The organism is Amycolatopsis sp. NPDC051758, from assembly GCF_044453095.1.
GTDB lineage: Bacteria > Actinomycetota > Actinomycetes > Mycobacteriales > Pseudonocardiaceae > Amycolatopsis.
The window spans coordinates 26422-49503 of the sequence record NZ_JBITCJ010000006.1; the positions used below are offsets into that span (position 1 = coordinate 26422).

26 protein-coding genes are annotated in these 23082 nt (G+C 70.9%); 4 read left to right on the forward strand and 22 right to left on the reverse strand.

The window, feature by feature from the left end; genetic code table 11:
- Nucleotides 1–5: 5 nt before the first annotated feature.
- The gene (gene tsf / locus ACIA5G_RS27375) at nucleotides 6–821 is read right to left on the reverse strand and encodes a translation elongation factor Ts (protein ID WP_395928100.1); all 816 of its coding nucleotides are present in this window, start codon (nucleotides 819–821) and stop codon (nucleotides 6–8) included.
- A gap of 97 nt (nucleotides 822–918) precedes the next feature.
- Nucleotides 919–1809 carry a 30S ribosomal protein S2 gene (gene rpsB, locus ACIA5G_RS27380; protein WP_395928102.1) on the reverse strand — a complete coding sequence of 297 codons (891 nt, stop codon included), beginning with the start codon at nucleotides 1807–1809 and terminating at the stop codon, nucleotides 919–921.
- Nucleotides 1810–2538: 729 nt separating this feature from the next.
- On the opposite strand from rpsB, the gene ACIA5G_RS27385 reads away from it, so the two are divergent.
- Nucleotides 2539–3021 (forward strand): murein hydrolase activator EnvC family protein, encoded by a 483-nt coding sequence (locus tag ACIA5G_RS27385; protein ID WP_395929237.1) that lies wholly within the window; start codon nucleotides 2539–2541, stop codon nucleotides 3019–3021.
- On the opposite strand, the gene ACIA5G_RS27390 is transcribed toward ACIA5G_RS27385, so the two are convergent.
- From ACIA5G_RS27390 to ffh, 18 genes are all read right to left on the reverse strand, one after another.
- On the reverse strand, nucleotides 3022–3870 hold the full coding sequence (locus tag ACIA5G_RS27390; RefSeq protein ID WP_395928104.1) for a FliA/WhiG family RNA polymerase sigma factor: 849 nt from the start codon (nucleotides 3868–3870) through the stop codon (nucleotides 3022–3024). It lies immediately after the preceding gene.
- Between the two features lie 109 nt (nucleotides 3871–3979).
- Nucleotides 3980–4960 (reverse strand): tyrosine recombinase XerC, encoded by a 981-nt coding sequence (locus ACIA5G_RS27395; RefSeq protein ID WP_395928106.1) that lies wholly within the window; start codon nucleotides 4958–4960, stop codon nucleotides 3980–3982.
- Nucleotides 4961–5063: 103 nt separating this feature from the next.
- On the reverse strand, nucleotides 5064–6203 hold the full coding sequence (gene dprA / locus ACIA5G_RS27400; RefSeq protein WP_395928109.1) for a DNA-processing protein DprA: 1140 nt from the start codon (nucleotides 6201–6203) through the stop codon (nucleotides 5064–5066).
- Nucleotides 6200–7711 (reverse strand): YifB family Mg chelatase-like AAA ATPase, encoded by a 1512-nt coding sequence (locus ACIA5G_RS27405; RefSeq protein ID WP_395928112.1) that lies wholly within the window; start codon nucleotides 7709–7711, stop codon nucleotides 6200–6202. The genes dprA and ACIA5G_RS27405 overlap by 4 nt, the downstream gene beginning before the upstream one ends.
- On the reverse strand, nucleotides 7711–8088 hold the full coding sequence (locus ACIA5G_RS27410; RefSeq protein WP_395928114.1) for a YraN family protein: 378 nt from the start codon (nucleotides 8086–8088) through the stop codon (nucleotides 7711–7713). The genes ACIA5G_RS27405 and ACIA5G_RS27410 overlap by 1 nt, the downstream gene beginning before the upstream one ends.
- Before the next feature lie 307 nt (nucleotides 8089–8395).
- On the reverse strand, nucleotides 8396–8719 hold the full coding sequence (locus ACIA5G_RS27415; protein ID WP_003096226.1) for a DUF2469 domain-containing protein: 324 nt from the start codon (nucleotides 8717–8719) through the stop codon (nucleotides 8396–8398).
- Nucleotides 8716–9558 carry a ribonuclease HII gene (locus ACIA5G_RS27420; RefSeq protein ID WP_395929239.1) on the reverse strand — a complete coding sequence of 281 codons (843 nt, stop codon included), beginning with the start codon at nucleotides 9556–9558 and terminating at the stop codon, nucleotides 8716–8718. The genes ACIA5G_RS27415 and ACIA5G_RS27420 overlap by 4 nt, the downstream gene beginning before the upstream one ends.
- A 91-nt stretch (nucleotides 9559–9649) precedes the next feature.
- The gene (lepB, locus tag ACIA5G_RS27425; protein WP_395928116.1) at nucleotides 9650–10588 is read right to left on the reverse strand and encodes a signal peptidase I; all 939 of its coding nucleotides are present in this window, start codon (nucleotides 10586–10588) and stop codon (nucleotides 9650–9652) included.
- 31 nt (nucleotides 10589–10619) lie between these two features.
- The gene (gene rplS / locus ACIA5G_RS27430) at nucleotides 10620–10988 is read right to left on the reverse strand and encodes a 50S ribosomal protein L19 (RefSeq protein ID WP_285989249.1); all 369 of its coding nucleotides are present in this window, start codon (nucleotides 10986–10988) and stop codon (nucleotides 10620–10622) included.
- Nucleotides 10989–11154: 166 nt separating this feature from the next.
- Nucleotides 11155–11901, reverse strand: coding sequence for a tRNA (guanosine(37)-N1)-methyltransferase TrmD (gene trmD, locus ACIA5G_RS27435; protein WP_395928119.1), 747 nt, complete (start codon nucleotides 11899–11901; stop codon nucleotides 11155–11157).
- A 4-nt stretch (nucleotides 11902–11905) separates the two neighbouring features.
- Nucleotides 11906–12622: a hypothetical protein gene (locus ACIA5G_RS27440; protein ID WP_395928121.1), complete on the reverse strand. Its 717-nt coding sequence runs from the start codon at nucleotides 12620–12622 to the stop codon at nucleotides 11906–11908.
- A gap of 10 nt (nucleotides 12623–12632) precedes the next feature.
- The gene (gene rimM / locus ACIA5G_RS27445) at nucleotides 12633–13148 is read right to left on the reverse strand and encodes a ribosome maturation factor RimM (RefSeq protein WP_395928123.1); all 516 of its coding nucleotides are present in this window, start codon (nucleotides 13146–13148) and stop codon (nucleotides 12633–12635) included.
- Between the two features lie 25 nt (nucleotides 13149–13173).
- A complete protein-coding gene (locus tag ACIA5G_RS27450) occupies nucleotides 13174–13413 on the reverse strand; it encodes an RNA-binding protein (RefSeq protein ID WP_003103110.1) in 240 nt (79 codons plus the stop codon).
- Nucleotides 13410–13853, reverse strand: a complete 444-nt coding sequence (gene rpsP, locus ACIA5G_RS27455; protein ID WP_395928125.1) for a 30S ribosomal protein S16 — start codon at nucleotides 13851–13853, stop codon at nucleotides 13410–13412. Before rpsP ends, ACIA5G_RS27450 begins: the two co-directional genes overlap by 4 nt.
- 170 nt (nucleotides 13854–14023) lie before the next feature.
- On the reverse strand, nucleotides 14024–14821 hold the full coding sequence (locus ACIA5G_RS27460) for a lysostaphin resistance A-like protein (RefSeq protein ID WP_395928127.1): 798 nt from the start codon (nucleotides 14819–14821) through the stop codon (nucleotides 14024–14026).
- Nucleotides 14822–14920: 99 nt separating this feature from the next.
- Complete coding sequence (locus tag ACIA5G_RS27465; RefSeq protein ID WP_395928129.1) at nucleotides 14921–15646, reverse strand: lysostaphin resistance A-like protein; 726 nt, start codon at nucleotides 15644–15646, stop codon at nucleotides 14921–14923.
- A 45-nt stretch (nucleotides 15647–15691) separates the two neighbouring features.
- The gene (locus tag ACIA5G_RS27470; RefSeq protein ID WP_395928131.1) at nucleotides 15692–16768 is read right to left on the reverse strand and encodes an amidohydrolase family protein; all 1077 of its coding nucleotides are present in this window, start codon (nucleotides 16766–16768) and stop codon (nucleotides 15692–15694) included.
- Entirely contained in the window at nucleotides 16765–18306 is a 1542-nt protein-coding gene (ffh, locus tag ACIA5G_RS27475) for a signal recognition particle protein (RefSeq protein ID WP_395928133.1), read from the reverse strand. The genes ACIA5G_RS27470 and ffh overlap by 4 nt, the downstream gene beginning before the upstream one ends.
- Nucleotides 18307–18523: 217 nt before the next feature.
- Here ffh and ACIA5G_RS27480 point away from each other — a divergent pair, with 217 nt between their 5' ends.
- Nucleotides 18524–20314: an ABC transporter ATP-binding protein gene (locus ACIA5G_RS27480; RefSeq protein WP_395928135.1), complete on the forward strand. Its 1791-nt coding sequence runs from the start codon at nucleotides 18524–18526 to the stop codon at nucleotides 20312–20314.
- A gap of 9 nt (nucleotides 20315–20323) precedes the next feature.
- On the forward strand, nucleotides 20324–20788 hold the full coding sequence (locus ACIA5G_RS27485) for a MarR family winged helix-turn-helix transcriptional regulator (protein WP_395928137.1): 465 nt from the start codon (nucleotides 20324–20326) through the stop codon (nucleotides 20786–20788).
- A 278-nt stretch (nucleotides 20789–21066) separates the two neighbouring features.
- On the opposite strand, the gene ACIA5G_RS27490 is transcribed toward ACIA5G_RS27485, so the two are convergent.
- Both ACIA5G_RS27490 and ACIA5G_RS27495 read right to left on the reverse strand, forming a co-directional pair.
- Entirely contained in the window at nucleotides 21067–21948 is an 882-nt protein-coding gene (locus tag ACIA5G_RS27490; RefSeq protein WP_395928139.1) for a Ku protein, read from the reverse strand.
- A gap of 53 nt (nucleotides 21949–22001) precedes the next feature.
- Nucleotides 22002–22370 carry a hypothetical protein gene (locus ACIA5G_RS27495; protein ID WP_395928141.1) on the reverse strand — a complete coding sequence of 123 codons (369 nt, stop codon included), beginning with the start codon at nucleotides 22368–22370 and terminating at the stop codon, nucleotides 22002–22004.
- Nucleotides 22371–22491: 121 nt separating this feature from the next.
- Between ACIA5G_RS27495 and ACIA5G_RS27500 the strand changes: the two genes are divergently transcribed.
- Nucleotides 22492–23079 (forward strand): TetR/AcrR family transcriptional regulator, encoded by a 588-nt coding sequence (locus ACIA5G_RS27500; protein WP_395928143.1) that lies wholly within the window; start codon nucleotides 22492–22494, stop codon nucleotides 23077–23079.
- The last annotated feature ends 3 nt before the right edge of the window (nucleotides 23080–23082 follow it).

Below are 23082 nucleotides of genomic sequence, written 5' to 3' on the forward strand. Positions count from 1 at the left end.
TGGCCTCAGGCCTGGCCGACCTCGAAGCGCGCGAACTTCGTGACGGTCACGCCCGCTGCGTCGAGCAGGGCCTTGACGGTCTTCTTGTTGTCCTTGACCGACGCCTGCTCGAGCAGGACGTTGTCCTTGTAGTAGGCGTTGACCTTGCCCTCGATGATCTTCGAGATGGCCTGCTCCGGCTTGCCCTCTTCACGAGCGGTCTTCTCCGCGATGGAGCGCTCGTTCTCGACGATCTCGGCGGGCACCTCGTCGCGGGTCAGGTACTTCGCGCGCAGCGCGGCGACCTGCATGGCGGCGCCGCGGGCGGCCTCGACGTCGTCACCGGTGAACTCGACGAGCACCCCGACGGCCGGCGGCAGGTCGGAGCCGCGGCGGTGCAGGTAGGTCGCGGTCTGGCCCTCGAAGGCCACGACGCGGCGCAGCTCGAGCTTCTCGCCGATGCGGGCCGAGAGCTCCTGGACGACCTCGGCGACGGTCTTGCCGTCGAGCTCGGCGCCCTTGAGCGCCTCGACGTCGTTCGTCTTGAGGGTCTTCGCGACCTCGACGACCTTCGCGGCGAGCGCCTGGAAGTCGGCGTTCTTCGCGACGAAGTCGGTCTCGGAGTCGAGCTCGATCAGGACACCGCCTTCGCCGGTGACCAGGCCCTCGGCGGTGGCGCGCTCGGCGCGCTTGCCGACGTCCTTGGCGCCCTTGATGCGGAGGAACTCGACGGCCTTCTCGAAGTCGCCGTCGTTCTCCTCCAGCGCCTTCTTGCAGTCCATCATGCCGGCGCCGGTCATCTCGCGCAGGCGCTTCACGTCAGCGGCGGTGTAGTTCGCCATTCTGGTAAATCCGTCCTTTTCAGGTACGTGAAATCTCTGGGGGCTGCCACACCCGTGCGGCCGGCCGCGACGGCCGGCCGCACGAGTGGGTGGGACATCAGGAGGAGGCGGTCGCCTGCTCGGCCTCGGCGGGGGCCTCGGCCGGCGTCTCGACGGGGGCCTCGACGGCCGCGGCCGCCTCGGTCGCGTCGGCGGCGGCGGTCTCGGAGCCGGCGAGCAGCTCCTTCTCCCACTCGGCCAGCGGCTCGTCGGTGGCGACACCCGGCTCCGGCTTGGAGTCGGCCGAAGCACCGTTGCGGCTGGAACGCTGCATCAGACCGGCGGCCGCGGCCTCGGCGACGACCTTGGTCAGCAGTGCAGCCGAACGGATCGCGTCGTCGTTGCCCGGAATCGGGTAGTCGACCTCGTCCGGGTCGCAGTTGGTGTCCAGGATCGCGACGACCGGGATGTTCAGCTTGCGAGCCTCGCCGACGGCGATGTGCTCCTTCTTGGTGTCGACGATCCACACGATGCTCGGCACCTTGGCCATGTCGCGGATACCGCCGAGGGTCTTCTCGAGCTTGTCCTTCTCGCGGGTCAGCGTCAGGATCTCGCGCTTGGTGAGACCCTCGAAGCCGCCGGTCTGCTCACGCGACTCGAGCTCCTTCAGGCGGAGAAGACGCTTGTGCACCGTCTGGAAGTTGGTCAGCATGCCGCCGAGCCAGCGCTGGTTCACGTAGGGCATGCCCACGCGCGAGGCTTCGGCCGCGATGGCTTCCTGCGCCTGCTTCTTGGTGCCGACGAACATGATCGTGCCACCGTGCGCGACGGTTTCCTTGATGAACTCGAAGGCACGGTCGATGTAGGTCAGCGTCTGCTGCAGGTCGATGATGTAGATGCCGTTGCGCTCGGTGAAGATGTAGCGCTTCATCTTCGGGTTCCACCGACGGGTCTGGTGCCCGAAGTGCACGCCGCTGTCGAGCAGCTGCTTCATGGTGACGACGGCCATTGCCGGAATCAACCTCTTCTGTGTCGTGCGCGCTCGCAGGCGCGCTTTCTCGGTTTTGTCGCTCACGGCCGGGTGGCCGATCGCCCTGGTGCCCGTGCCGGTGCCCGGACCCTGGAGCTACGACTTCAGGGACCGCCGGACACCGTGCGAATCGCCCGGGTGGATGGTGCTGAACCGGGGAAACGCGCACGTGCACGCGAAGTCAGCCCGCTCACGCGGACCGCGGAGAAGATTCTACCCCCTGCCACCAGCCCCTCCCCCACCGGCGGCCGCTGGAGCGCGGAGTTGTCCACATCGGGTCCGGTTGTCCACAGATTCGGCGACGCGCCCCCACGGCGGGTGGTGGTGCCGCAGGCTGGAGCCATGGAGTTGATCAGTGGTTTCCGGCGCCGGGCGCCGGGGTGGTTCGTGGTGGTGGTTGCCCTGGTCACGGGCATTTTCTTGAGTCTTGGAGGTGCTGCTGGGCCGACGTCTGCGGCGGTTTTGCCGGACGCCGGGGTGCAGGTGGCGAACGGGTTGGGGATGGCTGCTGCTCCGGGCGGCCTCGGACCATCGCCACCCGTGTCGACGGGATGGGCCGGCGAGCTCACGTTTCTTGCGGGGTCGGGACCGCCCTCGCCGGCGGCAGGCAGCGCGACCGTCCCGGCGGGGGCGAGCGGCAGGCCGATCTCGGACGCGGCCGGCATCTCCGACGCCGGCTCCCGGCCGGTGCCGGCCGGCGAACCTGCCATGTCCGTGGCCTGGACGAGCGAGCCCGCCTCGGCGTTCGCCCCGCGAACCGCCCGGCAAGCGCGGCTGTCCTGGCCGTTATCACCCGTTCCGGTGGTTACGAAGTACTTCGACGCCCCCGAAACACCGTACGGCCCCGGGCATCGCGGGGTCGACCTGGCCGCCGTCCCCGGTCAGGAGGTGCTGGCGGCCGATGTGGGAGTGGTCGTGTTCGCCGGGCTCGTGGCCGGGCGGCCGGTGCTGTCCGTCGACCACGACGGCGGGCTCCGCACCACCTACGAGCCCGTCGCGGCGAATGTGGCCGTCGGCGAGCAGGTCTACCGGGGCCAGGTGCTCGGCACCGTCCTCACCGGGCACCCCGGCTGCCTGGTGGCGGCCTGCCTGCACTGGGGCGTCCGGCGCGGCGAGGAGTACGTCGATCCGCTCGCGCTGATCGGCGAGGTCGGCGAATACCGGCTCAAGCCGTGGGGAGGTGGTCGGTGATCAGGCGCCGGTCTGCTCGACCAGCTTGGCGCGCAGCCGCATGACCGCGCGGGTGTGCAGCTGGCTGACCCGCGACTCGGTGACACCGAGGACCTTGCCGATCTCGGCGAGGGTCAGGCTCTCGAAGTAGTAGAGGCTGACCACGATCTTGTCGCGCTCGGTGAGCTGCGCGATGGCCTGCGCCAGCTGACGGCGGTTGTCCTGGTCGACGAGCACCGCGACCGGGTCGACGGCGTCGTCGTCGGGCAGCGTGTCGACCAGCGAGCCGCTGTCCTTGCCCGCGGCCACCAGGTCCTCCAGCGCGACGACGCTGGTGAGCTGCAGCTGGCCGTAGAAGTCGCGCAGGTCGTCGAGGCCGATGCCGAGCTCGGCGGCGAGCTCCGCGTCGGTCGGGGTGCGGTGCAGGCGGGCGCCGAGGCGCTCCATCGCCCGCTCGGCCTCCTTGGCCTTGCTGCGGACGGCGCGCGGCACCCAGTCCTGCGAGCGGAGGTCGTCGAGGATCGCGCCGCGGATGCGCTGCATCGCGTAGGTCTCGAAGCGCAGGCCGCGTTCGGGGTCGAACTTCTCGATCGCGTCGACGAGCCCGAAGATGCCGGACTGCACGAGGTCACCCACGTCGACGTGGGTCGGGAGACCGGTGCCGACCCGGCCGGCGACGTACTTGACCAGCGGGGCGTAGTGCAGCACGAGCCGATCGCGCGACGCCTGGTCGGGGCTGTCGGCGAACTGGCGCCACAGCACCGCGATCCCGGCGTCGACCTCGGTGCCGTCCCGGGCTTCCCCGGGCGCGGCGACGTCACCGCGAGTGCTCACTCCGGTGGCTTCGGTCACGTGCGGTCCTGCGGTCATTGCACAGTCGTTCTCGGCATGCGGCTCAGTGTCGTCTCCGTGCTCGTGCGGATGCGCGTGCGCCGCCGGGCCCGCTGGTGACGACCCCGGCGAGGCTCCCCGGGCCGCCTCAGGCCCTGGGATGCGCTCGGTCATGGATCGCTTTCAACCGGTCGACGGTCACATGAGTGTAGAGCTGCGTCGTGGCAAGCGTAGCGTGACCAAGCAGTTCCTGAACGCTCCTGAGATCGGCGCCCCCTTCGAGCAGATGTGTCGCCGCGGAATGACGCAGGCCGTGGGGCCCCATGTCGGCCGCGCCGGGCACCGCCGAGACGGCGTCGTGCACGACGCGCCGCACCGCGCGCGGGTCGAGGCGTTTGCCCCGGACGCCAAGGAAAAGCGCGGGCTCGACGCCGTCACCGGCGGTTTCGGCGGCGATCTTCGGACGCCCCTCCTCGATCCAGTCGGTCAGCGCCGCCGCGGCCGGGACGCCGAACGGCACCACGCGTTCCTTCCCGCCCTTGCCGAGGACCGTCACGACACGACGGGAGAAATCCGCCCCGCCGACGTCCAGACCGCACAACTCGGACACGCGGATGCCGGTCGCGTACAACAGTTCGACGATCGCGCGATCACGCAGGGCGACCGGATCCCGTTCGGCCGCGCCGGCCGCCGACGCCTGCATCACCTCCCCCGCCTGCCCGGCGCGCAGCACCCCGGGCAGGGTGCGGTGCGCCCGCGGCGCGGCGAGCCGGCCGCCAGGGTCGGTGCCGAGGACCTCGGTGCGGTGCGCCCAGGCGGTGAACGTCCGCGCCGACGCCGCCCGGCGCGCGAGCGTCGTGCGGCTCGCCCCGCCGGTCTGCTGGGCGGCGAGCCACGCCCGCAGCCGCGCGAGGTCCAGGTCCGCGAGCGCGCCCCCACCGTCCACGACGAATCCCAGCAGCGACACGGCGTCGCCGACGTACGCGCGGACGGTGTGCGCGGACAGGCCCCGCTCGAGCCCGAGGTGCCGTTCGTAGCCGGTGACGACGGCCTGGACCGGCTCGGGCAGGGCGGCCCGGAGCGCGCGCAGGTCCGGACGGCGAGCACGACCGGAGCGTGGTGGCGGCATGGATGTCACGCTGCGCGAACAACCGCCGCCGGTCAAGGATCGCCACGCGGGCCCACCGGACCGGCCGAACACTTTCGACGATTTCTCCCGGAATTCGTGGCTTTCACGCGTTTTCCTTTCGTCGTCGCCAGCCCGCTTCCCCGCGGACGGCGAATCCGTCGATCTCCAGTGCCGGCAGCAGGGAGCGCACCGTCCGCAGTGGAAGGCCGGCTTCGGCCGCGATCTCGGCATCGGACCGGTCGGCGCGCACCGCGAGTGCCTCGTAGGCCCGCAACGCATCGGGGCCGAGCCGGTCGGTCGGGCGTTTCGGCCGGGCCGAGGTGTCCTCGGCGATCCCGAAGCGGCCCACGGTCTCGAGAACCTGGTCGACGGTGGAGACCAGCGTCGCCCGGGCGTCGCGGATCAGGTCGTGGCAGCCGACGGACATCGCGGACGAGATCGGGCCCGGCACCGCCATCACCACCTTGCCGAGCGCGCCGGCGGTGCTCGCGGTGTTCCGGGCGCCGCTGCGCCGCCCCGCCTCGACCACCAGGGTGCCCTCGGTGAGCGCGGCGATGAGCCGGTTCCGGACCAGGAAGCGGTGCCGCGCCGGTGGCGTGCCGGGCGGGTACTCGCTGACGACCGCGCCGCCGTTGCGGACGATCCGGTTCAGCAGGCCGACGTGCCCCGACGGGTAGCCCGCGTCGACGGCACAGCCCAGCACCGCAACGGTGACCCCATCGGCGGCGAGGGTGCCGCGGTGCGCCGCACCGTCGATGCCGTAGGCCAGGCCGGAGAAGACGGGCACACCCCGGGTGGCCAGGCCATAGGACATCTCGGCAGCGTGGTTCTCGCCGTACGGCGTCGCCGCGCGAGCGCCGACAACAGCAACGGCGCGATCAGCGGCAGTGCCGAGCGCAACGTCACCGGCGACCCACAAGGCCAGCGGAGGCACGGCTTCGGCCACCCCACGCCGGGCGGCGAGGTCCAGGGTGAGCAACGGCCAGGCCGGCCATTCGTCGTCCTCGGGCACAACCAGCCGCGCACCCGCCGCCGCGGCCCGGGCGAAGTCCTGGTCGACGAGGTCGTAACCCCGGCGCGCCTCGGTCGCCTTCAGCACCTCGGCCGGGCAGTCGCCCTGGCGAACCAGCTTGGCGGCTTTCACCGGCCCGTGCTGGGCCACGAAGGCGACCAGTGCGGGCGCGGGTGGCTCCGCTACTCGCAGCAGGTAGGCGCGAGCCCGGTGCAGCTCGTCGACGCTCATGCTGCAACCCGCTCGCGGAAGGACAGCGCCGACCCCACCTGTTCGGCACCAGGCTGGGACTCGCCGTCCAAGTCCGCCAACGTCCATGCGATACGCAGGCAGCGGTCAGCTCCGCGGCCGCTCAAGGCACCGCGGTCCATTGCGCGGTCGAGAAGGATCGTCGCCTCGGCCGGCAGGGCAAATTTGCGTCGCAAGGCGGGCCCCGGCACCTCCGAGTTGGAGCGCCAACCATGCTCACGCCACCTGGCCAAAGCACGGTCACGAGCTACAAGCACTCGTTCCCGGACCGTCTCCGACGACTCCGCCGTCCCGGTGTCATGCGCACTCATCGCGCTCAGCGGCCGGAGGCGGACCCGCAGATCGACGCGGTCCAACAATGGTCCGGACAGTCGGCCGAGGTACCGCCGCCGGGCCGTCGGTGAGCACACGCAGTCGACATCCTTCGGTGGTGCGCACGCGCACGGATTCGTGGCCAGCACCAGCTGAAACCGCGCCGGGTACGTGATCGAACCCTTGACCCGCGCAATGCGCGCCTCGCCCTCCTCGAGCACCGTCCGCAGCGATTCGAGACGCTGCCCGCCGAACTCACAGACCTCGTCGAGGAACAGCACCCCACGGTGGGCGCGGCTGATCGCACCGGGTCTGGCGATTCCGCTACCGCCCCCGATCAGCGCCGCAATGGAGATCGAATGGTGCGGTGCGACGAACGGCGGGACCGTGACCAGCGGTGAAGACTTCGACAGCGAGCCGTCGACCGAATGCACCGCTGTGACTTCCAGGGATTCCTCGGACGACAACCGTGGCAGCAGCCCGGGCAGCCGCCTCGCCAGCATCGTCTTGCCCACGCCTGGCGGTCCGGTGAGCAGGAGGTGGTGGCCACCTGCCGCGGCGACTTCGAGGGCCCAGCGTGCCTCCGGCTGACCGACGACGTCGGCCAGGTCCGGTACCTCCGGCGTCGCCGCCGGGGCAGGCGGTTCCGGATGCGCCAGGTCGGCTTCACTCTTCAACCAGGCCACCAGGTCGCGTAGGTGAGGCGCTCCCACGACTTCGATGCCGTCCACCAGAGCCGCCTCGACGAGCGAGTCTTCGGGAACGACAGCCCGGCCATATCCCGCAGCACGTGCCGCCAGGAGGCCCGGGAGGATGCCGCGAACCGCCCGAATCCGTCCGTCCAAGGCGAGTTCGCCGAGCAGCACGGTGCCGAGCAACCGCGTCGCCGGGACGGCGCCCGTCGCGGCCAGGATGGCCGCCGCGATGCCGAGGTCGTAGGCCGAGCCGACCTTGGGCAGGTTCGCCGGCGAGAGCCCCAGTGTCACCTTGCCGTCTGGCCAAGGCTGACCAGAATTCCGGACAGCCGATCGGACGCGGTCCTTCGCCTCGCGCAGCCCGGCGTCGGGAAGCCCGACGAGCGTCACGCGACTCAGCCCGCCGCCGAGGTCGGCTTCGATCTCGATCACCCGGCCGTCGATCCCGAGGAGAGCGGCGGACCAGGCTTTGGCGATGGGCATCAGAACGCCGCCTCGATGTGCTGGATGCGGGGGCTGGTGCCGACTTCGGCGAGGATCGTGACGACGTCGTAGCGGACCGAGCACCAGCCGATGCGGTACTCGCGCAGCCAGCGCTGGGCGGCGCGCCGGACGCGGCCGACCTTCTCTTCGGTGACGGTTTCCGAGGGGAGGCCGAACTCGGTGCCGGTGCGGGTCTTCACCTCGCAGAAGATGACGCGGGCGCGGTCGGTGAGGACGAGGTCGAGCTCGCCTTCGCGGCAGCGCCAGTTGCGGTCGAGCAGGACCAGGCCGCGGTCCTGCAGGTGCCGCGCCGCGAGGTCTTCGCCCCAAGCGCCCAGTTCGCGGCGGTGTCTTGCGAGCTGGTCGGTGCCCGTCATCGTGTGCGCCCCCTCGTCGGTCCGCGCCGGTCACCAGGACGGTCCCGGCGATCACGGTGCGTGTGCGTTCGACGATGCCGGGGCGCGGGGCGGGGGAACCAGCCCCGGATCGCCGGGCTGTGGACAACCGGGGGTATGTGGACAACTGGTGCACGGAATGCCGGTGGAACCGGCAAAATGTCGGCCCGCTGTGCTAGGGCGATGCGGCCCAGTGGTGACTGGAGGGTCGACACGGGTGAACCGCCGCCGAAACGACTCGCGCCGGCTCATCCGTCTGGGATGAGCCGGCGCGAGCCGAACTAAGAACTCAGCCTGAGAACGGGCCGTCCTCGGGCAGGCGGAGGTCCGGCTTGTCGAGCTCTTCGACGTTGACGTCCTTGAACGTGATCACTCGCACGTGCTTGACGAAGCGGGCCGGGCGGTACATGTCCCAGACCCACGCGTCGGACATGCGGACCTCGAAGTACACCTCGCCGCCGCCGTCGCGGACCTGGACGTCGACCGCGTTGGCCAGGTAGAACCGCCGCTCGGTCTCCACCACGTACGAGAACTGGCCGACTATGTCGCGGTACTCGCGGTACAGCGAGAGCTCCATCTCGGTCTCGTACTTCTCGAGATCCTCTGCGCTCATGAAATCCGCGCCCCTCCTCGGGATCGTGCTGCTGCTCCGCCGGCGGAGCGTTCATTGTGACCCACACCCGCGGCCGGGGCATGCAACGGCAGGGTGAGTTGTGGCTCGAGTGCTTCGTCGAGGACCGCGGCCAGGCCCGCGGTGGCCCCCGGTTCCATGGCTTTTTCCAGCGCCGCGTAGGTCAGCAGGACCGGCCGCGCGGGGCGTACGCCGTGCTTGATGGCCACCGTTGCGACGTTCGTGTACGACCAGCGGTGGACGTCGCTGGGGCCGTGTTCGCTCAGCGCCGCCAGGTGGTCCGACGTGCTGTAACCCTTGTGTACGTCGAAACCGTAGTGCGGGAGGTCGTCGTGGTAGCCGGCCATGATGCGGTCCCGCGTCACCTTTGCCAGCACAGACGCCGCCGCGATGCAGGCCACCGAACGGTCGCCCTTGATCACCGCCGTGTTCGGGGCGGTCAGGCCCGGGACCCGGAACCCGTCGGTGAGGATGTAGCCCGGAAAAACCCGCAGGGCCGCCGCGGCGCGGCGCATGCCCTCCAGGTTCATCACCCGGATGCCGTAGCGGTCGACCTCCGCGGTCGGGATGACGATCACCGAATAGTCGACGGCCCGGGCGAGGACCAGGTCGTAGACCCGGTCCCGCGCCTTCGCCGTCATCAGCTTGGAGTCCGTCAGCTCGGTCAGCCTCGCCGCATCGCCCTGCTTGAGCACGCAGGCCGCGACCACCAGCGGCCCCGCGCACGCCCCGGCGCCGGCTTCGTCCACACCGGCGACCGGGCCGAGGCCACGACGGTCGAGCGCGCCCTGCAGACCCCAGAAGAGGTCGCCGCGCACCACGGCCCGCGGCGGCCGGATGGGCTCGGCCACGGTGAGGGGAACGGGAAGAGTCAAGGCTGGATCACCCGTCTGCCGACACGGATCGGGGTGGTTAGCGTTTTCGCCCGGCCGCCCGGCTCAGTCCGGACTTGAGCTTGCGCCCGAAGAACAGCACCGGCCAGGCCGCCGCGATCCCGGCGCCGAGCGGGAGACCGCTCTGCCACGCCGGCGCGCCGAGCGCCACCGGCTGGGCCGACTCCTGCGGGTTGTGGTCGGTGATCCCGCCCCACCGGCCCGGCGGCAGGACGATGATCCGCGCCTTGCCGATGATGTTGTCCACGGGGACCGCGCCGTTCACGCCGCCGCCGCCCTGGAACCGGGAGTCGTCGGAGTTGTTGCGGTTGTCGCCCTGGACCCAGACCATCCCGGCCGGGACCTTGACCGGGTCGAAGGTCTTCTGCTCCTGGACGGACGGGTCTTCCCAGTGGATGTACGGCTCGTCGAGCGACTTGCCGTCCACGATCATCCGGCCCTGCGGGTCGCAGCACTGGACGGTCTGGCCGCCGACGGCGATCACCCGCTTGACGAAGTCGCGCTCGTCCGGCGGGGCGAACCCGACCAGCGAGCCGAGACCGCGCAGGCCCTGGACGACGATGTTGCTCGACTCCTGCGGCGCGATCTCGTTGTTGATCCACGCCTGCGGGCCCTTGAACACGATCACGTCGCCCGGCGAGGGCTCGGTGAAGTCGTAGGTGACCCGGTCGACCAGGATCCGGTCGCCGGTGCACCCGGGACACCCGTGCAGGGTGGCCTCCATGGACCCCGAGGGGATCATGAAGACCTTCGCGAGGAATGTCTGGATCAGGATCGTGAGCACCAGGGCGATCACGAGCAGGATCGGCAGTTCCTTCCAGAACGACCGTTTCTTGGCGGGTTTGGCTCGCCGCCGGCGGGATCCCCCGCGCTCCTCGGAGCGGGACAGCCTGGGCTTGTCCTCCTCGGAGCGATCGGGGTCATCCTCAGGAGCGTTCTGGGACACGGGTTCGGCCACGTCGTCAGGCTACCGGTTACCGCGGTGTCGCTTACTTGGCCGAGGCCGTCTCGCGGTTCTCGCGGCGCTCCTTGATCTTGGCCTTCTTGCCGCGCAGGTCACGCAGGTAGTACAGCTTCGCGCGCCGCACGTCACCACGCTTGTGGACCTCGACCTCGGCGATGTTCGGCGAGTGCACCGGGAAGGTGCGCTCCACGCCGACGCCGAAGGAGACCTTGCGGACGGTGAAGGTCTCCCGGATGCCGCCGCCCTGACGGCGGATCACGACGCCCTGGAAGACCTGGTTGCGCTCGCGGTTGCCCTCGATGACGCGGACGTGCACCTTGAGCGTGTCGCCCGGGCGGAAGTCCGGGATGTCGGAACGCAGTGACTGCTTGTCCAGCGCGTCCAGGGTGTTCATCGGTGGTCCGTCCTCGTCTTCGGTATGGCTTGCGTACAGATCCCGGGCGCGCAACGGTGCCGCTGCGGGCGACCCGGGGGGCTGATGGCGGGCTCGTGGACGAGGAGGTCCACTCACGCCAACCTGTCAAGTATTACAGACCGGGATTCCGGCACGGGAACCGGCCCTATGCCTGCTCGGGGTCCAAGCCCTCCAGGACCCCGCGATCGTGCTTGTCGAGACTACCTTCCGGCAGCCTGGCCAGGAGATCGGGGCGGCGGCGGGCGGTGCGGTCCAGGGCCTGGTCACGCCGCCAGCGGTCGATCAGCGCGTGGTTTCCGGACCGCAGCACGTCCGGCACCGCCAGGTCGCGCCACACTTCGGGGCGCGTGTAGCTGGGCCCCTCGAGCAGGCCGTCGGAGAACGAGTCCTCGGCGGCGGACCGCGAGTTGCCGAGCACGCCGGGCAGCAGCCGGACGACGGCCTCGACCATGACCAGCACCGCCGCCTCGCCGCCGACCAGGACGTAGTCGCCGATCGACACCTCGTCGACCGGCATCCGGCGCGCGGCGTCGTCGACGACCCGCTGGTCGATGCCCTCGTACCGGCCGCAGGCGAACACGAGGTGCTTCTCCTCGGCGTAGGCGTGCGCCAGCTCCTGGGTGAACGGCCGGCCCGCCGGCGTCGGCACGACCAGGCGCGTCTCCGGACGGCAGACGTCGTCCAGCGCCGGGCCCCAGATCTGCGGCTTCATCACCATGCCGGGGCCGCCGCCGTACGGCGCGTCGTCGACCGCACGGTGCACGTCGTGGGTCCAGTCGCGCAGGTCGTGCACGCCGACCTCGATCAGGCCGCGGTCGATCGCCCGCCCCAGCAGCGCGGCGCGCAGCGGGTCGAGGTACTCCGGGAAGATCGTGACGACGTCGATCCGCACGCGGTCACCACTTCCAGTATTCGGTGGCCTCGGCGTGCCACGGCGACTCGACCTGCTGGTCGATGCTGAAGGCCATGCCCAGCCCCCGGGCGATCTTGATGTCGCGGCGCAACGTCTCGCGGATCGGCGAGCCGGCGGGCAGGTCCTGGTCGGACGACCACGACTCGCTCTGCGTGATGCAGGTGCGGGCGCCAAAGCGGGCGGAGCTGCACGGCGCGGGCGCGCCCCAGGTCTGCGTGTGCCGGAACCGGAAGGTCTTGCCGCTGCTCTGCTCCGTGACGACGCCGTCGGCGACCAGCCGGTAGTCCGAAGCCGGCACGGTCCACCGGACGTAGTGCTGCTGCCCGCCGTGTGAAGGCAGCGCCGTGCAGGCGCCGCCCAGGCAGAGCGACTCGCTGGTCACGCGCTCGGTGTAGTACGTGCCGTTGCCGCCCCAGCCGTCGAGCAGCACCCAGTCGCCGTCGCGGACGAAGTGCTCCGCGTACGACGGCGGCCAGCTGACCGGGTCACCCCAGGAAATCTGCGACTCGGTGGCCGACTGCGGCGACCAGGCCCACTGGTACGCCTTCTCGCCCGGCGGCGCGTACTGGCCGGCGCTGCGCTGGAACATCATCGAGAAGTCGCCGTAGACCGGGCTCGCGGCCTGTGCGGGCGCCGCGACGACAGCGGCGGCCGAAACGACGACGGCCGCCGTGAAGGCGGCCTTCTTCCGGAACTTCACTCGCTCCCCCTCATTCGGCGTCGAGCAGGCCCTCGGGCGGGTCGAGCACGACCCGGCCGCCCGCGACGTCCACGGTGGGGACGATCGCCCGGACGAACGGCACCAAGACCTCGCGGCCTTCGACGTCCAGCTGCAGGAGCTCGCCGCCGGGCGAGTGGACGATCTCGACGACCTTGCCCACGACGGTCCCGTCGAGCAGTTCGGCCCGCAGGCCGGCCAGCTCGTGGTCGTAGAACTCGTCCGGGTCGGTGGTGGGCGACAGCGTGTCGGTGTCGGCGAGCAGGAGGGCGCCCCGCAGCGTCTCGGCGACGTCGCGGGTCAGGACCTCCTCGAAACGCACCAGCAGCCGCCCGCTGTGATCGCGGGCGGCTGCGATGGTGAGTTCCCTGCTGCTGCCGTCACGCAGCTTCGTCGTGACGGCCGCACCGACCTTGAACCGCTGGTCCGGTGAATCCGTGCGCACGTCCACCGCGAGCTCCCCGCGGATTCCGTGCGCCTTGGCGATGCGGCCGACTACGACGTCCATCTTGACCGTTCTGTGAAAGACCGGCTCAGCGGTCGGTGTCGACGACGTCCACGCGGACGCCGCGGCCACCGATGCCGCCCATGACGGTGCGCAAAGCGGTCGCGGTGCGACCACCCCGGCCGATCACCTTGCCGAGGTCGTCGGGGTGCACGTGCACCTCGAGCGTCCGGCCACGGCGCGTGGTCAGCAGCTCGACCCGGACCTCGTCCGGGTTGTCGACGATTCCGCGCACCAGGTGCTCGAGGGAGTCAGCCAGAAAGCTCACTCGGCCTTCTCACCCTCGGCGGCTTCGGCCTTCTCGGCCTCGGCCTTCTTCGGGGCGGACTTCTTCTTCGGCGTGGTGGCCTCGGTGGAGGGCTCCTCGCCGGCCGCGGCCAGGGCCGCGTTGAACAGGTCCTGCTTGGACGGCTTCGGCTCGGCCACCTTCAGGGTGCCCTCGGCGCCCGGCAGGCCCTTGAACTTCTGCCAGTCACCGGTGATCTCGAGCAGGCGCTGGACGGGCTCGGTCGGCAGCGCGCCGACACCCAGCCAGTACTGCGCGCGCTCGGAGACGACCTCGATGAGGCTCGGCTCTTCCTTCGGGTGGTACTTGCCGATCGTCTCGATGGCCTTGCCGTCCCGGCGGGTGCGCGCGTCGGCGACGATGATGCGGTAGTACGGCGCACGGATCTTGCCGAGGCGCTGCAGCTTGATCTTGACGGCCACGGGTGTGGGTTCTCCTCGAATCTCTCTGGTGCTGGGCTGGGCGCACGCGGGCCGAGTGGGGACACGGACGCGGGCACCCGGAGGTCAGAGCTTTCGCACGGTGAGAGGGTCCGGCGGAAGCAGGCAGTGTGCCATTCTGCCAGACGGCGTCGGCGGGCCCGGAAAGAGGCTCAGAAAGAGGCCACCCCGAGCGCGCCGAGCAGGATGGTGAGCGCCGGGAGGAAGTTGTTCACCTGGTGCGCGACGATGCTGCCGGGCAGCCGTCCGGTGACCAGCCGGGCCAGGCCGATCGGGATCGCGATGACCAGCAGCAACGTCGTCCTCAACGGCTCGAGATGGCTGGCCGCGAACACCGCCGTCGACAGCAGGAAGGCCGCCGCGCCGGCCCAGCGTTCGCTGCGCCACTGCAGCTGTTCCGCGGCGCCCCAGAGCAGGCCGCGGTAGATGACCTCTTCGCAGATCGGGCCGAGCAGCCACAGGTAGACGAACATCACCACGGCCGCCGAAACCGACATCTTGCGGTCCTCGACCAGCGCGCTGATCGCCGACGTCGCGTTGGCGTCGCCGACCAGCTGCGTCCAGAGGTAGGCGCCGAGGGTGGTGAAGACGAGCCCGACGCAGCCGTACCGGAAGCCGGTCTTGACGTCGGCCCAGCGCCACTCGAGCCGCAGGTCGATCACCGGCCCGTTGCCGCGCACGTAGGTGATCAGCACCGCGACGGCGGCCGCGATCATCGTCGGCAGCATGGTGCCGAGCAGCACGACCCGGATCGGCAGCGGGCCGGGGCCGGTGTCGCCGACCAGCACCGACACGAACGCCGCGGACGACAGCAGGACGACTTCGACCAGCAGGAACGCCCCGAACCCCCACCGGTGCCGCGGCGCGGCCGGGAGGAAGGCGGCCGCCGCGGGCTCCTCGGGCTCGGGCAACGCGTCGGGAGCCGGGTCCCGAGGCTGGGAAGTGGTCACGCCTGCCCTCCGCGATCGCTCGGCTCCTGCCCCGAGCCTAGCCGCCGGAAGGTGATCACACAGTATCCGTCCGACTACTGTCCATCGATCATCGCAACGTCAGTGCGCGACGAAGAGCAGGACCGCGGGCGGCAGGTTGTTCGCCGCGTGCGCGATCACCCCGGCGCTCACCCGGCCGGACAGGTGCCGGGCCAGCCCGATCGCGATGCCCTGGCCGAACAGCGCGATGGTGCGGGTCGGCTCGCCGTGCAGCTGGGCGAACACCAGCGCCGTCACCACGAGCACCACCCACGGCGGGATCCGGTGGAACGACAGCGCGTTCCACAGGGTGCCGCGGACCAGCAGCTCCTCGGTGATCGGCGCGCCGGCGATGACGATCACCGCGGCGAGCACCAGCCAGACGGTGTCGCCGTCGAAGGTGTCGGCGAGGTCGGTCAGCGGGCTGTCGGAGACGTCGTCGGCGCCGTAGACCGCGATCAGCATCAGGTTGAGCCCGTACCCGGCGACCAGCGCGAGCACCCCGCAGGCGAGGCCGATCCGGACGTCGCGCCAGGTCGGTTTGAGGCCGAAGTCGGCACGCAGCCCGTGGCCCCAGAGCCACGAGCCCACCGCCGGGCCGAGCCCGAGCAGGAGGTTGGGCACGAACGCCAGGAGCAGGAGCGGGCCGATGTCGCGCAGCTCCAGGGGGTCGAACTCACCGACGTTGCGGTTGACCGCCGCGGCGATGACGAGGTTGATCAGGTAGTAACCGGCGATCCCGGCCAAGAACGCCACGAAACACCAGTGCGCCCCCAGCACGCGCCGTGCGCCGTCGTCGTCCGTCACGGCCCCAACGCTAAAGTGCCGACCCCGTAAGGAAAAAAGCGGGGTCTACCCGTACACCACACCGCCGAGCACGATGTGCCGCGGATGCCGGAGGACGCCCAGGTCCTCGCGCGGATCGCTCGGGTAGACGAGCAGGTCGGCGGGTGCGCCGTCGCTGATGCCCGGATGACCGAGCCAGTCGCGGGCCGCCCAGGAGCCACTCGCGAGGGCCTGCTCCCGGGTCATGCCCGCGCGGTGCAGGGCCTCGATCTCGTCGACGAGCCGGCCGTGCTCGACCATGCCGCCCGCGTCACTGCCCGCGAAGACGCGTACGCCCGCTTCGACGGCCGTGGCGACCATCTCGCCGACGCCGGCGTGCAGCGCCCGCATGTGCGCCGCGTAGGCCGGGTACTTGCCCGCCTTGTCCGCGATGCCCGGGAAGTTCTCGATGTTGATCAGGGTCGGCACCAGCGCGACGTCGTGGTGCGCCAGTTCCTCGAGCTGGCCGGCACTCAGACCGGTGCCGTGCTCGAGGCAGTCGATGCCGGCCGCGATCAGCCCCGGCAGCGCGGCTTCGCCGAACACGTGCGCGGTGACGCGGGCGCCGTGGTCGTGCGCGACCTTGACCGCTTCGGCCAGGACGTCGTCCGGCCACAGCGGCGCGAGGTCGCCGGCGCCGCGGTCGATCCAGTCCCCCACCAGCTTGACCCAGCCGTCGCCGTCGCGAGCCTGGTCGGCGACCGCGGCGGGCAGCTGCGCCGGGTCGTCCAGCTCGATGCCGAGCCCCGGGACGTAGCGCTTGGTCAGCGCGAGGTGCCGGCCGGCGCGGATGATCGTCGGCAGGTCCGCGCGCTGCTGCAGCGGCCGGACGTCGATCGGCAGGCCGCAGTCGCGGATGAGCAGCGTGCCCGCGTCCCGGTCGGCCACGGCCTGGGCCGCTGCTTCCTCGAGCGAGACCGGCCCGCCGACGCCGATGCCGGGGTGGCAGTGCGCGTCGACCAGGCCGGGCACCAGGTAGCCGTCCCGGCCCAGCGTCTCGGCGCCCGGCACCGGCTCGAACGAGATCCGGCCGTCACGAACCCAGAACTCCCCGGGCTCGCCGCCGGGCAGGATCACCCCGGCGACGTGGAGCGCGGTGCTCAATTGTCCTTGGGGTTCTTCGGCAGCTTGAACTTCGACGGGTCGAAGCCCGGGACGTCGTTCATGCCGCCGAGCTGCGACAGGTCGGGCATGCCGCCCGGCATCTGGCCGCCGGGGGGCAGCATCGGCATGCCGCCGCCGGGGAAGCCGCCGCGGACCTTGGGCTGGGTCGGGCCGCGGCCCTTCTTGCCCTTCTTGCCCTTGCGCGACTTGGAGCCGCCGCCCCCGCCGCCGAAGCCGAACCGGCCGGCCATCTGGGCCATCATCTTGCGGGCCTCGAAGAACCGGTTGACCAGGTCGTTGACCTCGCGGACGGTGACGCCGGAGCCGTTGGCGATGCGCAGCCGGCGCGAGCCGTTGATGATCTTCGGGTCGTCCCGCTCGGCCGGGGTCATGCCGCGGATGATCGCCTGCAGCTTGTCCAGGTGCTTGTCGTCGACCTGGGCCAGCTGGTCCTTCATCTGGCCGGCACCCGGGAGCATGCCGAGCAGGTTGCCGATCGGGCCCATCTTGCGGACCGCGAGCATCTGCTCGAGGAAGTCCTCCAGGGTCAGCTGGCCGCTGGACAGCTTCGCCGCGGCCTTCTCGGCCTGGTCCTGGTCGAAGGCCTGCTCGGCGTGCTCGATCAGGGTCAGCACGTCACCCATGCCGAGGATCCGCGACGCCATCCGGTCCGGGTGGAAGGTGTCGAAGTCCTCGAGCTTCTCGCCGTTGGAGGCGAAGAGGATCGGCTGGCCGGTGACCTCGCGGACGCTCAGCGCGGCACCACCGCGGGCGTCACCGTCGAGCTTGGTGAGCACGACGCCGCTGAAGCCGACGCCGTCGCGGAACGCCTCGGCCGTGGTGACGGCGTCCTGGCCGATCATCGCGTCGACGACGAACAGGGTCTCGTCCGGCTGGACGGCGTCGCGGATGTCCGCGGCCTGCTTCATCAGCTCTTCGTCGACACCCAGGCGGCCCGCGGTGTCGACCACGACGACGTCGTGCTGCGCGTGCTTGGCCTCGGCGATGGCGCGGCGCGCGACGTCCACCGGGTCGCCGACGCCGTTGCCCGGCTCGGGCGCGAAGGTGACGACGCCGGCGCGCTCGCCGACGACCTGCAGCTGCGTCACGGCGTTCGGGCGCTGGAGGTCGCAGGCGACCAGCATCGGCGCGTGGCCCTGCTTCTTCAGCCACAGCGCGAGCTTGCCCGCGAGCGTCGTCTTACCGGCACCTTGCAGACCGGCGAGCATGATCACGGTCGGCGGGGTCTTGGCCAGGTTGAGCCGCCGGGTCTCGCCGCCGAGGATCCCGACGAGCTCCTCGTTGACGATCTTGACGACCTGCTGCGCGGGGTTGAGCGCCTGGGAGACCTCGGCCCCCTTCGCCCGTTCCTTGATCCTCGCGATGAAGGTCTTGACCACGCCGAGGGCGACGTCGGCCTCCAGCAGCGCGATGCGGATCTCGCGCGCGGTGGCGTCGATGTCGGCGTCGGACAGCCTGCCCTTGCGCGTGAGCGTCTGAAGGGCGGCGGTGAGCCGATCGGAGAGGGTGTCGAACACGGGTGTGCACGCTCCAGCTGGGTCGAGAGTGGCGCGCCGGACCGGGCCGGCCCCTCCGAGGGTAGTCGCTCCGGCTCCCACACCTTGCGGGTACGCGAAGGTCGCGCACGCGAGTAGTACACATACGTTTAGTACTATGCACGCGAAACTCGGTAAAATTGGCTTTACCTGGGGATATTCGCTGGCTTGCGTCCGCCGATTCGGTAAACATACGTGTATGACTTCCGCGACCAGACCCCGGCCGTCCCTCGCCGAACCGGCCGTCGACACCGACGAGCCGGTCTCCCTCCGGCGGATCGCCGGCCTGTTCCGCCCGCACCGCGTGCCCCTCACCGCGCTGTTCGCGCTGATCGTCGTGCAGGCCGGGCTCGGCGTCGTCTCGCCGTTCCTCCTGCGCGAGATCCTCGACGACGCCCTCCCCCACCGCGACACGCTCCTGATCAGCCTGCTCGCCGCGGGGATGATCGTCTGCGCGGTCGGCAGCGGCTCCCTCGGCGTCGCCACCACCGGTCTGTCCAACACGATCGGGCAGCGGGTGATGAACGAGCTGCGCGTCTCGGTCTACGGCCACCTGCAGCGGATGTCGCTCGGGTTCTTCACGCGGACGAAGAGCGGCGAAGTGCTCTCGCGGGTCTTCAACGACATCGGCGGTGTCGACAACGTCATCACCACGACCGCCGGCTCGGTGGTGCAGAACGCGACCACGACCATCGCGATCACCGTGGCGCTCGTCGTGCTCGACTGGCAGCTCGCGCTGCTGTCGCTGATCGTCGTCCCGCTGTTCCTGCTGTTCACGCTGCGGCTCGGCAAGCGGCGGCGGAACCTGGCCCGCGGCCGGACACGGCGGATGGCGAGGTTGACGACGATGGTCGAAGAGTCCCTCTCGGTCACCGGCGTGCTGCTCGCCAAGACGATGGGCAACGAGCGGGCGATGCGCGAGCGCTTCGGCGCCGAGTCGCGGGAGATCGCGACGCTCGAGCGGGCCGCCGCGCTGGCCGGGCGCTGGCAGATCGCGTCACGCGGGATGAGCCTGACCGTCATCCCCGCGCTCGTCTACTGGATCGCCGGCCTGGCGCTGGCGGGCGGCGCGTCGCCGATCTCGCTCGGCACCGTGGTGGCGTTCACCAGCATGCTCAACCGGCTGGTCGCGCCGGCCAGCGCGATGCAGACGATCGGGCAGAACGTGGCGACGTCGAAGGCGCTGTTCGGGCGGATCTTCGAGGTGCTGGACCTGCAGGTGGAGATCAGCGACAAGCCGGACGCGGGCACGCTGGAAGTACGGCGAGGCGACGTCGCGATGCGCGGCATCTCCTTCCGCTACGACGAGGACGGCCCGCTCACCCTGGAAGACATCACCCTCGACGTCCCGGCCGGGACCACGACGGCGCTCGTCGGCTCGACCGGCTCGGGCAAGACGACGCTCGCGTACCTGGTGGCCCGGCTGTACGAGGTGAGCAGCGGATCCGTGGAGATCGACGGCACCGACGTCCGCGACGTGACGCTCGCCTCGCTCGCCGCCGGCGTCGGGATGGTGTCGCAGGAGACGTACCTGTTCCACGACACCGTGCGGGAGAACCTGCGGTTCGCGAAGCCGGACGCGACCGACGAGGAGATCGAAGCCGCCGCGAAGGCCGCGCACATCCACGACACGCTCGCCGGGCTGCCCGAGGGTTACGACACCGTCGTCGGCCAGCGCGGCTACCGCTTCTCCGGCGGCGAGAAGCAGCGGATGGCGATCGCCCGGATCCTGCTGCGCAACCCGCCCGTGCTCATCCTCGACGAGGCGACCAGCGCGCTCGACACCCGCACCGAGCGCTCGGTGCAGGCCGAGCTCGACCGGCTCGCCGCCGGCCGCACCACGCTGACGATCGCGCACCGGCTGTCCACTGTGGAGCACGCCGACCAGATCGTGGTGCTGCACGAGGGCCGGATCGCCGAACGCGGGACGCACGAGGAGCTGCTGGCGCGCGACGGGCGTTATGCCCGGCTGGTCCGCGGAACCGCCTAATCTGGGCTCATGCAGCCCGAACCCGACGTCGCCTCGCCCGTCAGCGCGGACCCCGAGCTGGCCGATCTGGCGTGGCGGGTCCGCGAGGGGGTCGGACGGCTGAACTGGCGGATGCGCGCCGAGCGCGACCCGAACGGCCCCGGCCCGGCGGTGCTGGCGGTGCTGAGCCGGCTCTACCGGGCGGGCACGCACACGCCGACCGAGCTGGCCGAGGCGGAACGGCTGCAGCCGCAGTCGCTGACCCGGATCCTCGCCTGGGTGACCGAACGTGAGCTCGTCACCCGCACGACCGACCCGGAGGACGGCCGCCGGTCGCTGATCAGCATCACCCCGGACGGCCTGATGGTGCTGCGGCACTACAGCATCCAGCGCGAACGCTGGCTGGCGGGCGCACTGGAGTCGACGCTGTCGCCGACCGAACGGCAGCTGCTGAAGCTGGCGTCGGAGCTGCTGATGCGGGTCGCGGACGCCTGAAAGCCGCCGCGGAGACCCCTCGACCTCTCCGCGGCGACCTTCAAGACACCCCCTTCGCTCACACCGCCTCCCCGCGGTGCGAACACGGGTTCCGGCACGGGCCGCTCCTCCCTCGGCCCGCCCCGGAACCCTGGTGCCCGGACGGCTCACCTCCCCAGGGGCCGTCCGGTCATTCCCCCCTTGCCGGCGATCCGGTATCCGCCGGCAGAAGGAAGTCTGCCGCGCCGGGGACCCGGCCAGCAGTGGGAGAACCCTCAATTACCCGTGGGTAGTAATACTCAGCCGGACGTCTTCGTGCGTCCACGGCTGCGCGTCGCGGCTCGCTTCGCCGTCGTACGCGCCTTCGCCGCCCTCGAAGCGGCAGCCTTGGCCTTCGCGACGGCCGCGTTGCGCGCGTCCTCCGCTTCGGAGGCACTGTCCTGCAGCGCCGCCAGCAGCCGGGTGACACCTTCCGCCTGCTCGGCGGCCGTCGGCTGGACGACCTCGGCGCCGTCGATCTTCGACCGGATCAACGCCTGGAGCGCTTCACGGTACCGGTCGGGCACCTCGCCGGGGTCGAACTCGCCGGTCAGCTCCTCGACGAGGTTCACCGCGCGGCGCAGCTCGCCGGGCCGGATGTCGACGTCGGTGTGCTGGAACGGGAAGTCGGGGGTGCGCACCTCGTCGGGCCACAGCATCGTCTCGAGGACGATCACCTGGTCGCGCACGCGCAGCGCACCGAGCGTCTCGCGACGCCGAAGCGCGACGGTGACCAGCGCGATCCGGCCGGACTGCTGCAGCGCCTCGCTGAACAGCACGTACGGCTTCGTGCCCGCCGGCTCGGGTTCGAGGTAGTAGCTCTTCGCGAACCAGATGGGGTCCACGTCGGCCGCCGGGGCGAAGCCGCGGATGGCGATCGTGCGGGCGGGCATCGGGAGCGACGCGAGCTCGTGGTCCGACAGCAGCACGACGTCACCGCCGGGCACGGGGTAACCGCGGACCATCTCCTCGGGCGGGACCTCTTCGCCGTCGACCTCGCAAACGCGCTTCACCCGGACGCGGCCGCCGTCGGCTTCGTGCACCTGGTGCAGCGGGATCTCGTGCTCCTCGGTGGCGCTGTACGCCTTCACCGGAACGGCGTAGTCGCCGAACCCGATCGTGCCCGTCCACACTGCGCGCATGCGAGCCACCTCCGCAGCTCCCAGGCTAACCACGCGGCCGAGCGTGCCGACAGCTACAAACGGGTGTCAGGCGCGACGGATTCGCTCACACATTCGAACGACGGCGTGACCTCGTCGAGCGCTTCGGCCGAACACCTGGCCGCGATGGCCGCCGCGCGGAGCACCTCGGTGACCACCTCGACGTCCAGCGGCGGGGCCGCGGCGAGGGCGTTCGAACCGCCTTCGACGCGGGCGGCAAGCCCGGCGAGCGCGTGCGAGATCGCTTCCTGGCCGGCCACCAGCTGCGCGACGACGTCGGTGAGTTCGGTGGTGGTGGCGCCCGGGCCACCGGTGCGCAGGCCCGCGGCGAGGTCCTCGGCGCAGGAACGCAGGTGGGTGGCGACGACCGTCGGCGGCAGCGTCAGCCGCGGCGGGTCCTGCATCGCTCACCCCCTCAGGCCGGTCAGAGCAGCCATAGTGCCACCGCACGCCGCGTCATCGGAGACGACACACCGCCGTCCACTTATTTGACCGATCGTTCTCGATAAGGCTAGGATTTTGATCATGTCCCGGGCGAAGGAGTTCGACGTCGACGAAGCGTGCGACGCCGCGCTTGCGCTGTTTCGGCGTCAGGGCTACGAAGCGACGTCGGTCAGCGACCTCGTTACGCACCTCGGCGTCGCGAAGGCAAGCCTTTACGCCACCTTCGGCACGAAGCACGACTTCTACGTGACGGCGTTGAAGCGCTACGCAGAGCGGACCGACGCGCGGGTCATGGCCGACCTCTCCCAGCCGGGCCCCGGCGTGCCCGCGGTGCGCCGGCTTCTGGAGGGCTACGTCGCGGACATCCTCGGCGAAGCCGGGCCCATCGGCTGCTTCGTCGTCAACGCGGCGATCGAGCTGCTCCCCCGCGACCCCGAGGTCGCCCGCGTCGTGGAGCGCAGCTGGGACACCCTCGAGGTCGCCCTCACCATGGCGCTCGAACGCGCGAAGGCGCAGCACGAACTCCCCGGCGGCAGCGACCCGGCGGCGCTGGCCCGGTTCCTGCTCACGGTGCTCCAGGGCCTGCGTGTCCTGGGCAAGGGCAATGACGCGGCGAGCCGGCTCGAGGCGGCCGTCTCGCAAGCGATGCGACTACTCATTCAAGACTGATCG

What these genes read in the sequence shown, in the direction of transcription:
- ACIA5G_RS27405 (WP_395928112.1), bottom strand. Translation starts at nt 7,711, where the DNA reads ATGCCCATCGCCAAAGCCTGGTCCGCCGCTCTCCTCGGGATCGACGGC.
- ACIA5G_RS27480 (WP_395928135.1), top strand. Translation starts at nt 18,524, where the DNA reads ATGACTTCCGCGACCAGACCCCGGCCGTCCCTCGCCGAACCGGCCGTC.
- ACIA5G_RS27410 (WP_395928114.1), bottom strand. Translation starts at nt 8,088, where the DNA reads ATGACGGGCACCGACCAGCTCGCAAGACACCGCCGCGAACTGGGCGCT.
- ACIA5G_RS27485 (WP_395928137.1), top strand. Translation starts at nt 20,324, where the DNA reads ATGCAGCCCGAACCCGACGTCGCCTCGCCCGTCAGCGCGGACCCCGAG.
- ACIA5G_RS27415 (WP_003096226.1), bottom strand. Translation starts at nt 8,719, where the DNA reads ATGAGCGCAGAGGATCTCGAGAAGTACGAGACCGAGATGGAGCTCTCG.
- dprA (WP_395928109.1), bottom strand. Translation starts at nt 6,203, where the DNA reads ATGAGCGTCGACGAGCTGCACCGGGCTCGCGCCTACCTGCTGCGAGTA.
- tsf (WP_395928100.1), bottom strand. Translation starts at nt 821, where the DNA reads ATGGCGAACTACACCGCCGCTGACGTGAAGCGCCTGCGCGAGATGACC.
- ACIA5G_RS27385 (WP_395929237.1), top strand. Translation starts at nt 2,539, where the DNA reads ATGTCCGTGGCCTGGACGAGCGAGCCCGCCTCGGCGTTCGCCCCGCGA.
- rimM (WP_395928123.1), bottom strand. Translation starts at nt 13,148, where the DNA reads ATGGACGTCGTAGTCGGCCGCATCGCCAAGGCGCACGGAATCCGCGGG.
- ACIA5G_RS27500 (WP_395928143.1), top strand. Translation starts at nt 22,492, where the DNA reads ATGTCCCGGGCGAAGGAGTTCGACGTCGACGAAGCGTGCGACGCCGCG.
- rpsB (WP_395928102.1), bottom strand. Translation starts at nt 1,809, where the DNA reads ATGGCCGTCGTCACCATGAAGCAGCTGCTCGACAGCGGCGTGCACTTC.
- ACIA5G_RS27495 (WP_395928141.1), bottom strand. Translation starts at nt 22,370, where the DNA reads ATGCAGGACCCGCCGCGGCTGACGCTGCCGCCGACGGTCGTCGCCACC.
- ACIA5G_RS27490 (WP_395928139.1), bottom strand. Translation starts at nt 21,948, where the DNA reads ATGCGCGCAGTGTGGACGGGCACGATCGGGTTCGGCGACTACGCCGTT.
- rplS (WP_285989249.1), bottom strand. Translation starts at nt 10,988, where the DNA reads ATGAACACCCTGGACGCGCTGGACAAGCAGTCACTGCGTTCCGACATC.
- ACIA5G_RS27395 (WP_395928106.1), bottom strand. Translation starts at nt 4,960, where the DNA reads ATGCCGCCACCACGCTCCGGTCGTGCTCGCCGTCCGGACCTGCGCGCG.
- ACIA5G_RS27390 (WP_395928104.1), bottom strand. Translation starts at nt 3,870, where the DNA reads ATGACCGCAGGACCGCACGTGACCGAAGCCACCGGAGTGAGCACTCGC.